Below are 16,519 nucleotides of genomic sequence, written 5' to 3' on the forward strand. Positions count from 1 at the left end.
GCAATAGATCTCTATAGTCATTACTCATGTTCTATTTCAAATAATAGCCATAATTGCTCTATTGCAAAATATTCTCATGGTGGTTCATCGCAAATAATAGCCATAATTGCTCTATTGCAAAAAATTCCCATAGGGGTTCATCTCAAATAATAGTCATAGTCGTTCATTGTAAATAATTCCCATGTTTATTCATTGCAAATAGAATTCAACATGGGCTCATCGCAAATACAATTCAACATGGGCTCACCGCAAATAGCATTCAACTGGACTGATTGCAACTAATATTATTCAGCGACCACCGGAAGGATAAAGATCAAGCAACTTGTTTAAACGGCTGGTAATTTCAGGATACTTTGCAGCGAGGTTAACGCGCTCCGCTGGGTCCCATGACAGGTTGAACAATTCTGTTCCCAGTTTGGTCCGCCGCAACTTCCATTCCTGGTCCTTTACTACCTCGTGCGTACCGGCCAGTTGATAATAGATCGGCTTGTGATTGCGTGGTGCATTTTTCCGGGTCAATAGTTTTGATACTGATTCGCCATCCAATTCACGGCCTGCAGGAAGTTTTGCCCCGGTCCATTCGGCAAGTGTTGGCAGGATATCGAGGTTTGAAAAAGGGGCAGTGATGACTTCATTGGCCAGGGTCCTGTTTTTCCAATATGCGATAAACGGAACACGAACCCCACCTTCGTAGGTTTCCGCTTTCGATCCCCGGAATATACCGGAAAAGCCGGTGTGATATTTCGTGGTGAAGCTATCTGATTCCATTCTTGGCGGCATGTTGTTCCAGGGTCCGTTATCACTGGAAAAAATAAAGATCGTGTTATCCGCGAGTCTCTTTTTTTCAAGAGCGGTCCAGATTGCGGCCAGTCCGGCATCAAGGTCCTCGATAACGTCTCCATACTCCCCACCTTCAGAATGCCTGCTCCGGTTTTTCGTTACAGCTGATCCAACAGGCAAATGCGGCAGGTTATATGCGAGATAAAGAAAAAATGGCTGAGATTTTTTTTGCTGATTAATGATCTTCACTGCTTCGTCGGTATACAGGCTGGTAAGAACCGAATCTGCGGGCCTCAGGATTTCAACTGTTTTGTTCCTGAACATTTTCATTGTGGAATCCGTGGGAACATAGGGCTTTCGATAATCATGACTGTAAAGCAGGCCATAGTAAGAATCAAAACCTTGTGATACCGGCAGGCTGCTATCCATATCACCAAGGTGCCACTTGCCTATCATATAAGATTTATACCCTGATGGCTTCAACATTTCCGCGATGGTTACTTCGGAAACGGGCATACCATTTTTTGCACCGGGTCCGATTGCGTTGGAAAGATTCATCCTGGTGGGATAACGACCGGTGAGCAGTGATGCGCGAGATGGAGTACAAACTGGCGTAGTTACCACAAAATTGGTTGCCTTAACTCCCATGATTGACATCTTATCGAGGAAAGGTGTTTTGATCAACGGGTTTCCAAAACACGCCAGATCCGCATAACCCATATCATCGGTAAGTACCAGGATGATGTTTGGTTTCGACTGGCTGAAGGCTGATGTTGCAGCACTGATTAACATGGAAATAATCAGGAATATTTTTCTCATATACTCTATTCTAACATTGTACTATATCGCAATACGACTAAACATTTTCTTTTTTCGCATCTCTCGTCTTCGGGTAAACGCTCCGTCAAACCTCCTGGCAGACTCTCCGTCAAATCTCCTGGCACACTGTCCGTTAACTCTCCTGGCAGACTCCCCGTTAAATCTCGTGGCAGACTCACGGATAAATCACCCGGCACATTCCCAGTAAATCCCACATTACCTACTCCGGTCGATCTAATTCAGCTTCAACTCCTGTGCAGCTTTAAATTTTGGATTGATAAACTCCCATTCGCGGATATGCGAATTCAGATGTTCCTTTTTTAAGATCTCATCAAACTTCTTTATAAGCTCCGGCTTTGATGCGCTGAGATCTTTGGTCTCGTTCCTGTCGTTTTTGATATCATATATTTCCCACGGTGCACCGGGATCCTTTTTAAGATTAGATTTTATTCCTTTCATATCCCCGATCCTGATTGCTACCTGCCCCGTACGTTCCGGAAATTCAAAGTAGAGGAAGTCACGCTGCTGCTGCTTCCCGTTCTGACCAAGCAGTGTTGGAAGAAAAGAAATGCCATCAGTCTCCGGGGTTTTTGACCCTGTCAGTTCGCACATGGTAGCCATGAAATCATACTGGACCGTAACAAAATCGCTTGTCTGATTTGCTGCAATTTTACCGGGCCATCTTGCTATAAAAGGAACACGGATGCCGCCTTCATACAATTCCTGCTTTCTTCCCCGCAGGCCACCAACACTGTTGAAGAACTCAGTATCCACGCCGCCGACATCAAAGGTTGCCCCGTTATCACTTGAAAACATAATGATTGTATTATCATCAAGCCCGAGTTTTTTGATCGTGTCAAGGATCTTACCGATCTGCTTATCCATATAAGTGATCATCGCTGCATAAGTGGCGCGGGGATATAACGTAGATGCATATCCTTTCTGTCCCCGATAAGGAGTATCGCCAAACTTATCCTTATACTCGTTCACGGCTTCATCAGGTGCCTGTAATGAAACATGCGGGCCGGTATAGGGAAGGTAGAGGAAAAACGGCTTCTGCTTATTTTCCCCGATAAATTTCATCGTCTTTTCAACCATCTTATCCAGCGAATAGTCCTTGCCTTTATACCTGTTAAACGCAGCCGGATCGGTTTCCTTTGGATCCAGCTTTGTGTGCACCGCTATGAAGGGGTTATTCAGTTTGTCCTCTTTCCCATTTTCCCAAAGATGTGTGGGGTAGAAGTTATGCGCTTGTTTCTGATCCAGGTAGCCATAAAAATAATCGAAGCCATGATTATTTGGATTGCCCGAAGTGTTTTGCATTCCAAGTCCCCATTTTCCGATTGCGCCTGTCACATAGCCGGCATTTTTGAACATTTTGGCAACGGTGAAAGTGCCCTCAGGCAAAGGCATCTGGCCACCTTCTTCTTCGTCCCTGAAGCCACCGAGTTCATAGTTACCACGGATATAAGATTTACCTCCGTGTTTGCCGGTCATCAACATGCATCTTGCGGGTGCACAAACCGGTGTGCTGGTATAACTTTGGGTGAAACGCATTCCCTCCCTGGCCAAACGATCAAGATTGGGCGTTTTTATTTTTGTTTGCCCATATGACCCCAGTTCACCATACCCGAGATCATCGGCGTAGATAAAAATCACATTCGGCCTCTTAAAAGCACCAGCCCTCCCGCTATTCTGTCCGCCGCTCATCTGGCCGCAAACCTGCGCATCAATATTGAAAACCATCACAACAGCCAACGCAAAAATGCCCCTCAATTGAATCCTCATATACATATGTTAAACATTTTATTAAACCTCTCTACGTGTCTGAAACATTTTATCTAACATTTCCACATGCCTTAAATGTCCTTTTGCCCCTCTCCTTCCCCATCTTCACCCAACTGAAATCCCAGGCAACTCTCTTAACTCTCCACTTACTCATCACTCATAACTCTCCACTCATAACTCCCTTCGCTACCATCCCGGATTTTGAGTAAGATTAGGATTCAGTTCTCTTTCTTTCTGGGGCACGGGCCATAAATAATGGCGGTTCTTATCAAAGTTTCTCTGATAAGCCTGTACCTGTATTGTTTTTAATTGTCCCCCTTCAACATAGGTCATTCCATATACCGGACCAGTCATTACATTTTCTGCAATTTTCCATCTACGGATATCGAACAAACGGAGTCCTTCAAAAGCGAGCTCTACTGTTCTTTCTTTCCTGATGATATCACGCAGAGCCAGCTGCGTATAAGAGCCGGTTAATGGCGGAAGGTTGACATCGCCACGCTGCCTGATCAGGTTTACTGCGTTCAGTACGGTCTGATCAATCTGGTTCAATTCGGTTTTTGCTTCTGCATAAGTCAGCAACACTTCGGGATAACGAACAAGGATGATGTTGATACCGGAGTTTGATGGATTCGCATAGTCTTCATTGTTGATGTATTTCTTCAACCCAAAACCGGTGCCGCTGGCGAGATAAGTATTACCAACTGCATCCGGAGTTCCGCTTGTAGGTACCGAGTTATATGTTTTACCATCGGGCAGTATATCGCCGGGTACATAGATACTTGCTTTCAGTCGTGGATCACGATTTACATAAGGGGTATTGGGATTAAAACCAGAGCCGGGCGCCGTGATGTCAAGACCATTGGCCATCGGATATGCATCGACCAGTACTTTAGTCGGAACATAAGCAGTGCTGCCTGTTTTCTGACTATAAGGTGCGAGGAACTGGAACACGTTGTTTGAATAAGTATCCTTTACAAATTGTTTGTCGAGTATTATCTCCGTATTGTTTTCAGCCGCATAGGTAAACAGCCTTGCATATTGTGGATAGATGGTATACACGTTCAGATCCATCACCTGTTTGGCAGCATCGGCAGCCTGCTGATATCTTCCCCTGAACAAATTGGCCCTGGCTTTTAATGCGAGCGCCGCTCCTTTTGTGATTCTTCCCTTATCTGCCGCAGCATAGGTTACAGGCAGGTAGCCGGCAGCTTCGGTAAGCTCGGCATCTACAAAATCCCAAACCTGGTCGGCTGTGGAGCGGGTAACTTTCCTGCCCTCATCGATTGTCAATGGCGTTGTTACCAATGGCACATCGCCGTATAATCCAACCAGCTTTATATACTGGTAAGCCCTCAGTGCCTTTACTTCACCTTTGAGTTGCCTGATAACCGCAGGCGAGCTGCCTTCCACCTTATCGACATTAGCGATAAAATAGTTCGCTGCAGAGATACCTGCATAAGCATCGCTCCATTCATTAAATATGCGCGAATTCAATGCATCATAAGTGCCGTTTTCAATAAATGCCTCGGGATCAAACAGAATATTTTTGTGGCCGATATCTGTGATTCCATCACGTACAAAGATGGCCGTACCATCAAGGAACGGATAAACAGCATTAGCAGCAAGACGCGCATCTGCTTCGCTTTTCCAGAACAGCTCGGAGGAAAGCCGGTCATTGGGCAGTGTGTTAAGCAGGTCCTTTTCGCAGGAAGACAACAACATCGCTGCAGCAATGAGTATGGTAGTATTGAATTTATTTATCTTATTAAACATAACAAATCAATTAAAAATTAAAACTGGACATTCACACCAAAAGTTATCAGGGATGTCTGGGGATAATAATTCGCACGGCCGGAGGGTGTTTCCGGATCCAGGTTCCATTCATTCAGTTCCGAGATGGTCACCAGGTTGGTGCCTGACACATAAACACTCGCACGGTTCATCGACCACTTTTTTGCCAGTGCTGACGGTAATGTATAAACGAGTTGAACGTTTTTAAGGCGGATATAACTTCCGTCAACAACCAGGCGGTCTGAAGTTGCAGTATTGGTCAGGCTTAATTTAGTTGGCCTTGGAAATCTTGCATTACGATTTTCCGGTGTCCAGTAATTATTGGTGATGATGGTATGAGTAAATCCTTCATAGTTACCCTGCTCTGCCAATGCACCGGAGATGCGTGTATTCACATCCGCTGCTCCCTGCAAGAACAGGTTGAGGTCGAAGTTGCTGTATCCGAGAGTAATGTTGGTTCCATATGTGTATTTCGGAAACGAGTAACCAATGTTTGTCATATCCGAAGCGTTGATGATGCCATCAGAATTCAGATCAACATATTTCACATCGCCTGGCTTCGTGCCAGCAGCAAGTGTCGGATACTTTTGAATTTCTTCCGCAGTCTGGAACAGTCCTGCTGTTTTATAGCCCCATTGGGTATTGATGGGCAAACCTTCCGCGATGATAAATCGAGGATCGATATCACTACCACTGATATAAGGTCCGGTGCCTGCCAGGCTTACTACATTATTATTGTTTATTGAAAAATTGGCTGATATATCGTAGCGCATTTTAGCTTGTCTGTCGCTGCGATATCCTGCCTGGAGTTCTATACCCTTGTTTTCAACTACACCCGCATTTTGTGGCGGTGCTGTTAAACCGATTACAGCAGGGATCGGCAGACTAAGCAGGATGCCTTCGGTTTGCTTATTGTAAATATCGAAAGAAGCGGTCAGGCGGCCGTTCAGGAACTGGGCATCAAACCCAAAATCTGTCTGAATAGTTGTTTCCCAGGTGATGTCTTTATTGGCAAGATTAACCGGGCGATAACCATTCACCGGTAACCCGCCGAATGTATAGGAAGTCTGGCTGAGTGATTCAAAATAACTATACAGGCCAACGGTCTGGTTACCTGTTTTACCCCATGAACCTCGCAGCTTGAACTCGTTAACTACATCGCTGATACCATCCCAGAATTTTTCCTGCGACAATCTCCATCCTGCAGAAAAAGAGGGGAAAAAGCTGTATTGATTTTCGCCGGTGAACCTTGAAGATCCATCATAGCGGCCGTTGACTTCAAAGAGATATTTATCATCGTAAGCATAGTTGACACGAGCAAAAAATGATCTCAGACCAAAGGCGGCCTGGTTGCCTCCATTGTTACGGGTACCATCGTTTGCACCCTGGCTGATGGATTGTATATCATTATTATAAAAACGTTCGCGATAGGCCGACAAGGTATCGGCAATATTGTCTATCTCAGAATAACCGAGTAACCCTTGTACATCATGTTTGCCAAATGTGTTTTCATAGTTAAGCAGGTTGTTCCAGGTAAACTCGCGGACATATTGTCTTCCTTCGGTTAAACTATTGATCGCAACCGTCCTGGTGATGTTTGTATTCTTATCAGTGTTGGTGTAGGCATTTGTAAAATTCTTCTGCCGGGCATTTATGATTCGCGCACCAAACTGGGTTGAGAGCTTAAGGCCTTTGATAATTCCCCATTCTGCTTTCAGGTTTCCGATCAGGTTATCCGTAGTATTGGTAGAGGAGCCTGATTTCTCGGCAAACATCAGCGGGTTATTACCCTGCTGACTCAATCCATAAGTACCGTCACCATATTTCGGTACCGCCCATAATGAACCATGCAGCATAAAATTGAATACATCCCCAATGGGCACTGTTGAATTATTATACCGGTAGTTTGCATCGGCGCTGACCTTGATCGTTTTTGTAACGTTGAAGTCTGTATTGACACGGAACTCGCGGATACCGGCTTCAAACCCGGGAGCAATACCATCCTGGTCCATATATCTCACGCTCATTCTTCCGCGGAAATTTTCACCGCCACCAGCTACGGCAAGGGTGTGACTATGTTGAGGCGCTGGTTTAAGAATTTCATCAAACCATACATTATGCATCGGGTATTTTTCGCGGTCAGTTGTGGTGAGATAAGTTTGTATGGATTGTTCTGAGAAACGGGCGGGCACTGTTGCGCCAACATTTGTATAAGCGGCTACCTGTAAACGCATATATGATTCGAGGTCCATCATTTCCGGCTTGTTGATGGCGTTTTGTATGGCATAATAGCCGTTGTAGTCGACTGTGGCTTTCCCTGCTTTTGCTCTTTTCGTGGTGATGAGCAAAACGCCGTTGGCTGCGCGTGACCCGTAGATGGCTGTAGACGATGCATCTTTCAATATCGACATGGTCTCGATGTCCTCAGGGTTCACATCAGTCAGTCTTTGTTCAATACCATCGATGATCACGAGTGGATCGTTGGCCCCGATAGTGGTGATACCACGCACCCGGACAGTTGCGGCCGAGCGACCGGGTGCGCCCCCGTTGTCAAGAACAGTAACACCTGGTGCCAGTCCCTGCAAAGCCTGTTGGGCATTGGAGACGGGACGGCGGGTTAGTTCCGCACCTTTTATATCCGATACGGCGCTTGTTAAGCTGGTTCGTTTTTGGGTACCATATCCCACCACTACCACTTCGCCAAGATTTGTTGCTGCCTGGTTTAGCACCACGGTGATGGTTGTTTGGCCATTGACTTGTTGTTCTGTGCTTTCGTAACCAACATAACTAAATATAAGTACCGCGGATGAGTCCTTTACGTTGATCGTAAACTTACCGGAGTTGTCTGTACTGGTCGATGTCACGGTTCCTTTTTCCGACACGGTTACTCCGGCAATGGGAGCACCTTTATTGTCGGTGACCTGGCCGGTGATTGGGATTGCGAAGGGCGAAAAGCGGGCGGTTGCCTGTAGCAACAGCGTGAGGAAAAGCAGCGTAATGGGCAGCTTCTTCCGAAGGGAAGCAGTCATTTGGTTTGAACTTTTAAGCGTGAAAAAGATGACTGGCCACAACAATCCGGCATAATTCCAGCGAGTATGTCAAAGCCAACCTGTTAGTCTATCAATTTGGTAGGGTAAAGATAATGTGCAGGAATAAGTCTTTCACAATTTAATGAGGATTTTTTTGAAAACATGTCGCCTGCAATGTGCAATCGATTGATCAAATTCGGTTGCACAGCGAAGGATTTATCAAAATGAAAGGATGGTAATATTATTAAGAAAGGATGGCCATACACACTATAATGATGGATGTCTATGAATACCTCATGAATACTTGAGAAACCTCATGAAAACGATGGGTATACCTCATCAACTGGTGAGCATGCGTTATGGATACTAATGAGTGTAGAAAAGAATGAATATGTCAATAAAGTCGGTGGAAGTAAAGCGCTGTTAATATCTGGTACATCAACGGATACAAAAACGATACGGGTATAGAAAACTAAGCGTACTCCTATAAATGATGGATTTGGAAAAGTATGAATACGTTAACGAAGGCGTTTATACAAGATGTAATCAATATGTCATTCTTATGAGATGAATACAGAAAGCGATGAATATGTCAGTAACAGTTGATGGACCAAAAGAAAAAAGCCCTTACTGCTGTAAGAGCTCTTGTGATTGGTGGTCTTGATCTGGCGTCAAAAGGTATAAGCGATTTTTTTTGTGGGTTGAGTTTCCGATTATCTCTTCAGATCAATAATGTGAAACCAGCTCGCACTTTAAGAAGTTTGATACTTACTTCATCAGGTTCTTTTCTGATTACCTGGCTCGCTGGCTTCAGATCCTTTGCTCGTTTGTCGGGCTCACTGTTTTCCGATCCTTTGCTTGTTTGTCGGGCTCACTGTTTCCGATCCTTTGCTCGTTTGTCGGGCTCACTGTTTGTTAATCTTGCTTGATCCGCTTTTTACTGGCTTCAGATCCTCTTGTCGTTTGTCGGGCTCACTGCACTTAATTCCTGCTCACTTGCCGGTTTATGGGTTAATGGTTCTTGCTTCTCTAACCGGTGCCCGGATCTATCCGAGGCTGGGATGATGGAGCTTTGACACTACCGGATCGGAGTGAGTATATCCATCAGGCCGGCAGGAATTCATTGCCTTTACCATTTCATCCGGCTCGCGGGTGCAATTTGTCAATCGATCCCAGGCATCGGCGTAAACAAGCTTGATCAGGTGTAGAGCCAGTTGGCGCGATTGGTTTGAAAACTGGTCCATGGTGTTTGTTTGATAAGGTTAAACTGTTATACAAAATTATCTTACACAAACCATCAGCATAATACCCAAACCTGTTGTCAGACACCCCGATTCTGGTGAATGTTGATGGTTATCTCATGATTGGTTAAGTTAATAGTCGTTTTTATGACAACTCTGGAAACAAATCCCCTCATCCAATCATAGGTTTTCCTTAAAATTCCGGTTACCATATGCAAGATTACAAGGATTCATTTTCGCGGAAAAGCGCTTGTGTAGTGAGTTGACGAAATCGATGCAGGGATTGAGTAAAATATCTTCGGGGCTTAAACGACTAGCTAAGTAAATTACAATATGGCGCGCAAAAGTGTTAGAATCTTCCGGCGGGTGCTCATCGTCTTCCTCCTTATGGTGGTTTCATTTTCCGTTATTGCTTTCTTTTATATGAAACAAGACAAGTTTGGCCAACTGGCAGAAGGTCCAAGGCTGGAGAGAATCAGGAAGTCACCCAATTTCCGTGATGGCATCTTTCAAAACCAGCATCCCACGCCACAACTCACGGAAGGATATGGATATATGGAAGTGATGTACGAGTTCCTGTTCAAACATAATGCGAGGCGGAAGCCGGTGGATAAGATCCCGTCGATGAAAACGGATCTGCTGAATTTATCTCCCGGGCAGGATGTGTTGGTGTGGATGGGGCATTCCTCCTATTTTATTCAGCTGGATGGGAAACGGATCCTCGCCGACCCGGTTTTCAGCGGAGATGCATCGCCGGTGCCCGGCACCAACAAAGCGTTTGCGGGAACGGACCGGTATACCACGGATGATCTTCCCCCGATTGATTACATATTTATTTCGCACGATCATTATGATCATGTAGACTATGAAACTTTATTAAAGCTGATTTCGAAAACGGGCAAGATTTTTTGCGGGCTTGGTGTAGGTGCGCATCTGGAACTATGGGGTTTTCGGCCGGAGCAGATTGTCGAGTCCGACTGGAACGAAGAGATCAGGCCCGACAGTGGTTTTGTGGTTCACACTACCCCTGCCCGGCACTTTTCGGGGCGTGGTTTATCAGCTAACAAATCGCTCTGGATGTCTTATGTGTTGGCCTTCCCGACAATGAAGATTTATATCGGTGGAGACAGCGGCTATGATACCCATTTTGCTGATATCGGGAATAAGTTCGGACCTATTGACCTGGCTATCCTTGAGAACGGTCAGTACGATATCAAATGGAGATATATTCATTTGTTGCCTGAGGAAGTGGTCAAGGCAGTCAGGGACCTGAAGTCGAAGCGTTTGTTTCCTGTGCACTCCTCCAAGTTTGCGATGGCTAATCACGCCTGGGATGAACCGTTGATAAAGGTTACAGCGTTGGCCAGGGCGGGAAAAGAGCCTCTTCCGCTGGTTACGCCAATGATCGGGCAGCTGGTGAACCTGAAAGATACCACCCAGGTGTTTAGGGAGTGGTGGGTAGGGGTAAACTAAATTCCTTTATTCTTTTTAAACCTGGCCAGCAATTTTTTGTCCTGTATGATTCTGCCGGATTCATCTTCATCCCCGAGTATCAATAGATCCGCTTCCATCCCCAGCATGTACATCACACGGATATACGAACCTATTGCGACACCGGGATTTCCTTTCTCTATGGCCTGGAGAGTGGACCTCGCCAATCCTATATCATTCGATAATTTTTTCTCTGTAATCAACCGCCTTTTTCGGCGAAGCTTTATCCTTTCGCCGATTGTTTCAAGGATTTTCCTGGTGGCTGGTGTAAAGTGATTCTGGCTATTTTTCAAATTGACCGCTATTTCGGTCAAAACTAGGGGTGTTTGCCTATCATACTGGTCACTTTCAAAATCCCGGAAAACAAAGGTCTTGCCGGGCCGCGCCACCACTCATTTCGGAAGAAAAATACAGGAGTAGTCGGTCCAAAAAACTAAAAAAGACCGTGCGGCCCCGGGGGCAAAAAACGGACGAAAACCAGGCAGCGGGCAAAATCGGACCGCAACCGGCAGCGGGTCGTACCATCGGCGTGCCAGAACCAGGGTTCGAAGGGCCAGTAACCCTTAAAGTCAAACACCACAAATAAACCGGAAAACTTGCAAATGTGGCAAAAAAGTGGTTTTTTGATCTCCGAATTTAAATTCAACCGTATCCCTATGCCCAAAACCAAACTTCTTGCGCTGACACTCTTATGTGCCGCATCCATAAACACCCAAAAAGCAAGCGCTCAAACTTCTGCAGCCAAACAAACAAGCACCACCACAAAGGCGACAAGTTCGCCAGCTAAGCCGACTAAGAGCCCTGCACCTACTGCATCAAAGGCAACATCGCCTGCTGCATCAAAGGCAACATCATCTTCGACTGCAAAAACGCTGAAGTCTTCCCCGGCAAATCAAACCGTGGCAAAGTCAGCGGAATCCACAGCGAAAACGGCTGTGAATCTTTTGAAAGAGAAACAGGCGATGACTGATATACCCCGCGAGATGATCGTACCATATACGCCAAAGCTGATTGATGTAACAGATCAGACTATCCGCCTGGGTGGTGGCAAAAAAGAAGAATTGATGTTTGGCTTCGCTGCCGGGGATAAGATCGTGTTCAACTTCCAGGAGCTGGACAGCAAAGAGATTAAAGAAATCGAGATCATAGAGTACCCAACACTTTCAAGATTTTCCGATTACAAGACGTCAAGGGTAAAAAACCAGGAAATCATCGTCAGCCAGCAGGGCGTCTACATCTTTCGCCTTAAGAACTCATCCTTGGCCAAACGCATCTGCAAAATGAAAATTCAGCGTGTTCCTGCCTCAGCCGCAACAGAACGATTCAACTCGTCTGTAAGCTGGGTCAACAAACAGGATACAGTCTGGCAATCATTTACGACTGATGTTGTGATTGGGCATGACACATCTTATGTCAAAAAGACAAAAAGAGTTATGGTGAGATCCGAAATTGAAGAACAGTTGATTTCGGACGAAGTCCAAAAATTAAATCCACAGCAAAAGGTCGAAAACAGGACGAGTGTAGTGGTATCATTGCCCATCAACAACCGCGCGACCTATAAAAATACCAGGGTCATCAGCTGGGCATACTGGATCGGCGTAGGTCCTGAAGCAGCGCGTGTTTGGCAGCAAAACCAGCGCACGGCCCGGGATCAGAACCTGGACTATTATACGCCGCTGGGTGCATATGCAAATAATTCTATCACTTCCCTGGCTTTGCCAAAAACAGGTCAGCAGATCAATTATTTTATTGCGGATCAGGCCAATCGTGACCTGTTCATGCAAAAACAACCATTCACTTATATTGATGATGGCAGAGGCTTTGGCGGCTACAGGAAGTTTACCACCGAAGAGCAGAGCCAGGGTTCTTATTACCTGTGCCTGGAAAACCTAAACTTGCTGGGCTATACAGATGTGACCATTAAGGTGACTGCCCTGGTCGAAAAAACTTATTTCGAGGACCAGCCTTACGAGGAGCAGGTGATCACCCCTGTTACAGAGAAACAAATAAAACAACAACCTTATATCAGGAATACAAATCTGCCAGTTACAGGCATGTAAGGCCGGGCGGAATAGACAATTCGACCGGGGATAACGCTAATAACCCTTGTGCCTTTTGGCAACGAGCCATCCCGAATCCTGCCCTGTCGGCATCACCGGTTCCTGTTGTTTAAAAGTCAACAGCACTGCGATAATGATCACGTAACCAATTATCGCTGAAACAAAATAGGTTGCAAGGACTTTCTTGTCGGCCCTTCTTTTCGCCAGGTGATAGATACCCCCTGATATCAGTACCAGGAAGGCAAAATAATAATACCCGACGTTGAGAATAATAAATAGTATAAGAAGTGGGAAGTGCAGAGTGTACCAGGTTACCAACAGTATTTCCATCCGATTATTAGCGAAAAATCGCTGAAGCGGTCCGGTCATTTTTTCCATTTGGCCGATTTGTCGGAATAAGACCTATGATTGGTAACAAAAAGTCATGATAAATGCTGGCTTTTGCGACTGGCGTTCGGAAACAGAACGGCTGGCTTTTCCAAGTTCCGTTCATTAACATAAAAAACGATTTCCTACTTGCGTACAAATTTACTGGCGCAACCTTCAATGCACATTGGTTCGACAGGGGATAGTTGCAGCGCGTTATTGCTGCCGGACAAGCTGTAATTCAAAACCACATAACCAGATGCGGTTGATGCGGGATAAACCTTCACCCTGTCAAGGCCGAGCATTTCGTAGCGTTTTGCCTCCTTGTAAAAATTGCCCGTGCCAACGAATCCGCCATCTCTCCTGAATTCAATAGCCTGTCCACCCGGAACCGGGGACCATTTACCCGGTCCACCATCAGATGTAAATTGTTCGACGTAACTCCATTTACCGGTCAGTGGCGTTTTTTCGTCCCCACATCCACCTGGATACATCTTTTCACATCCGGTAAAAGTTAGTGCTATCAGGAGAAGGCCAGCAAGCAGTTTCATATATAAGGGTTTTTACTGATGACATCCCGGACATGTAATTCGTTGCCCGGTGTAAAAATTTTGTTCCGTGGGCACAGCTGCTGTTAATTATTCTTAACAGACAGATCCTATTCGCGCAGACGAAGTAAATTCATACATACTCCCCGCCTGCCTGCCTATGCGTACAAAATTTACTTCATTCTTCTTCACAGCTTTTCTCTTTGTTGCTAATTGCTTCGGGCAAACCAACCAGGTTGTGATTGTCAAAGGACGCATCGTCAATGGAGTTTCAGGTGAAGCGGTTAGTTATGCAACAATCAGCCACCGCCTTCATGGCATCAACACTATGAGTAACGAAAAAGGCGAATTTCTTCTCAAAATACCCCAGGGAAATTCGAGCGACAGCCTCCTCGTTTCGCACGTCGGGTTTGAGCCAATGATCATCCCTCAGAACAAGGCCATGCTCAGCATCCGGCTTCAACCAAAAACAATGGAACTAAAAGAGGTTGTGGTACAGGTCCCGGACGCGCTTACGCTTGTGAAAAAAGCAATTGAAAAGATTTCCGACAACTATGCAACCACACCTTACACGATGCATGGATTCTACCGCCTTACCGGCACAGAAGAAAAAAGAATCGTCCAGATGTCTGAAGCAGCTTTCCAGATTTACAGTCCCAGCTACGCCCGCAAAAACAAACAGGTCAAGCTGATCAAAGCAAGAGTCGATAAAGACTTAACTGCTTTTAACGGGAATGATGACTTTCATTTCGGAACCTCGCCCAGGGGTCTCCTCGATATTGATATTGTGAGTAACGCCAGTGCAAAGGACCTGATCCATGAAAACGGGATGAAAAAGTATCAGTTTGCTTATAAAGGTATCGTACAATACAATGGTGCAGAAGCACATGTTATTGCTTTTGATCAGAAAGACGGCATCCGTGAGTCACTTAACCAGGGAAGGATGATCATAGATGCACAAAGCCTGGCCTTCCTGGATTTTTCTTTCAGGTTAAGTCCGAAAGGTATCAAATACTGGAGCTTCCCGGGTGCTCCTAAATTGCTGATGAAACTGGCGAGACTGCAGATTGATATGTTGCAGGACAGTTTCCAGGTCACCTATCAAAAGTATGGCGACAAATATTACCTGAGTCATGTCCGGGAAACAACGCTCTGGCATATCATGGGTGGCAAAGAACACTTCGAGCTCGATCCGCTGAGGATGAAATACAACTATCTCGTTACAAAAATCGATACAACGCAGGCAATACCGTTTCAGGAAGATGAGTTGATGCGACCGACGCGGTTTATGGAAATGACGGTTCGTAAAAATGTCAGCGATAGTATTGATCCCTTCTGGGATGAATACAACCTCATTCTGCCGGAGTTTAATGTTGATTCAGCTGCCCGCGTGATTCATCAAAATAATGAAACGCTGAATTTTAAGGGAGAGCTGGAAAAGCGGTTACTGAAAATTAAAGGTGATAAGGCTTCCCGGATTGACTCGATTCTGACTTATTACCATAATCTGAATCGATTTAACGGATCTGCATTGATTGAATATAATGGAAAGATACTTTACTCAAAATCTTTTGGCCTGGCGGATAAGGAGAAGAAAATCAATAATAATGAAAATACTCAGTTCCGTATCGGATCTGCAACCAAGTCATTTACTGCGGTGATGATCATGCAGCTGGCAGATGAAAAAAAACTCAGCTTAATTGACACTGTGGGCAGATTTCTTCCTGGTTATGTTCATGGTGGGCTGACTATTGAGCAATTACTCACGCATCAGTCCGGCATTCCAAACTACACGAACAATGAGGATTATCTTGCAAAGATCATTTCTGATAAATACACAACATCCGAGCTCGTGAAATTCTTTTGCAGCGACTCGCTTGAATTTGTACCGGGTACCGCCTTCAAATATTCCAATTCCGGTTATGTGATATTAGCAGCTATCATAGAAAAGATCACAGGAACTTCTTACTCAAAAGCTTTACAGCAGAGGATCTTTGTGCCGGCCGGCATGGAGAACAGCTTCTTTGGTTTGAATGAGGATAAAAGCGGGCGTACTGAAAGCTCTGGCAGTTCAACGTCAGACTCAACGTCGGTCCCAACATCAGCCTTGTCCCGGGGTTCATCGCAGATGGCCATTGGTTATGTTAATGAGGAGCCGGAAATCAGTTTCCCGATTGAAAACATAACCGGTGCCGGTGGTATTACTTCAACAACGGGCGACCTCTTATTATACAACCGGGCTATTACTGATGGTCGATTGCTATCACCACAATCAACGAAAGCTGTTTTTGAGCCGAGGGTTAACTGGAAAGAGTGGGATGCAGATTATGGTTATGGGTGGATGCTTGATCGGGGAATCTTTGATGCCAGTACGAGACATGAAATACATTATCATCCCGGTACCGAGCCCGGCTTTTTTGCTATGATGATCCGGCAGCCTGACAAAAAAATTACCATCATCCTTCTAAATAACAAAGGCGAATTTCCAAGATTTGATATAGCCGACCTGGTCTTAAATGAATTGAACTGAGGCGGTAAACATCCTGGGCAAGATCCTCATTAGCCTGGACGACCAGGGCAGCACGCCGTCGAATGCTTATCAA

Annotated in this window: 11 protein-coding genes; 3 read left to right on the forward strand and 8 right to left on the reverse strand. The window is 45.3% G+C overall.

All coding sequences use genetic code 11. The features are described 5' to 3' along the window. Nucleotides 1-288: 288 nt before the first annotated feature. From ACX0G7_RS19535 to ACX0G7_RS19555, 5 genes are all read right to left on the reverse strand, one after another. Nucleotides 289-1,599 (reverse strand): sulfatase-like hydrolase/transferase, encoded by a 1,311-nt coding sequence (locus ACX0G7_RS19535; RefSeq protein ID WP_458925206.1) that lies wholly within the window; start codon nt 1,597-1,599, stop codon nt 289-291. 234 nt (nt 1,600-1,833) lie between these two features. Continuing rightward, nucleotides 1,834-3,387: an arylsulfatase gene (locus tag ACX0G7_RS19540; protein ID WP_458925207.1), complete on the reverse strand. Its 1,554-nt coding sequence runs from the start codon at nt 3,385-3,387 to the stop codon at nt 1,834-1,836. A gap of 186 nt (nt 3,388-3,573) precedes the next feature. Further along, nucleotides 3,574-5,163 (reverse strand): RagB/SusD family nutrient uptake outer membrane protein, encoded by a 1,590-nt coding sequence (locus tag ACX0G7_RS19545; protein WP_458925208.1) that lies wholly within the window; start codon nt 5,161-5,163, stop codon nt 3,574-3,576. 17 nt (nt 5,164-5,180) lie between these two features. Next, the gene (locus ACX0G7_RS19550; protein WP_458925209.1) at nt 5,181-8,210 is read right to left on the reverse strand and encodes a SusC/RagA family TonB-linked outer membrane protein; all 3,030 of its coding nucleotides are present in this window, start codon (nt 8,208-8,210) and stop codon (nt 5,181-5,183) included. Between the two features lie 1,046 nt (nt 8,211-9,256). Continuing rightward, complete coding sequence (locus ACX0G7_RS19555; RefSeq protein WP_458925210.1) at nt 9,257-9,454, reverse strand: hypothetical protein; 198 nt, start codon at nt 9,452-9,454, stop codon at nt 9,257-9,259. A 330-nt stretch (nt 9,455-9,784) separates the two neighbouring features. Here ACX0G7_RS19555 and ACX0G7_RS19560 point away from each other — a divergent pair, with 330 nt between their 5' ends. Next, complete coding sequence (locus tag ACX0G7_RS19560; RefSeq protein ID WP_458925211.1) at nt 9,785-10,924, forward strand: MBL fold metallo-hydrolase; 1,140 nt, start codon at nt 9,785-9,787, stop codon at nt 10,922-10,924. On the opposite strand, the gene ACX0G7_RS19565 is transcribed toward ACX0G7_RS19560, so the two are convergent. After that, the gene (locus tag ACX0G7_RS19565) at nt 10,921-11,256 is read right to left on the reverse strand and encodes a transcriptional regulator (RefSeq protein ID WP_458925212.1); all 336 of its coding nucleotides are present in this window, start codon (nt 11,254-11,256) and stop codon (nt 10,921-10,923) included. The two genes, ACX0G7_RS19560 and ACX0G7_RS19565, sit on opposite strands and share 4 nt — an antisense overlap. Nucleotides 11,257-11,598: 342 nt before the next feature. Here ACX0G7_RS19565 and ACX0G7_RS19570 point away from each other — a divergent pair, with 342 nt between their 5' ends. After that, nucleotides 11,599-13,002: a hypothetical protein gene (locus tag ACX0G7_RS19570; RefSeq protein WP_458925213.1), complete on the forward strand. Its 1,404-nt coding sequence runs from the start codon at nt 11,599-11,601 to the stop codon at nt 13,000-13,002. 36 nt (nt 13,003-13,038) lie between these two features. Here the strand turns inward: ACX0G7_RS19570 and ACX0G7_RS19575 are convergent, their stop codons facing one another. Then, a complete protein-coding gene (locus ACX0G7_RS19575; protein WP_458925214.1) occupies nt 13,039-13,380 on the reverse strand; it encodes a hypothetical protein in 342 nt (113 codons plus the stop codon). A 134-nt stretch (nt 13,381-13,514) separates the two neighbouring features. Next, the gene (locus tag ACX0G7_RS19580) at nt 13,515-13,919 is read right to left on the reverse strand and encodes a hypothetical protein (protein ID WP_458925215.1); all 405 of its coding nucleotides are present in this window, start codon (nt 13,917-13,919) and stop codon (nt 13,515-13,517) included. Between the two features lie 157 nt (nt 13,920-14,076). On the opposite strand from ACX0G7_RS19580, the gene ACX0G7_RS19585 reads away from it, so the two are divergent. Then, a complete protein-coding gene (locus ACX0G7_RS19585) occupies nt 14,077-16,446 on the forward strand; it encodes a serine hydrolase (protein WP_458925216.1) in 2,370 nt (789 codons plus the stop codon). Nucleotides 16,447-16,519: the final 73 nt, after the last annotated feature.

This window comes from Flavitalea antarctica (assembly GCF_054461535.1).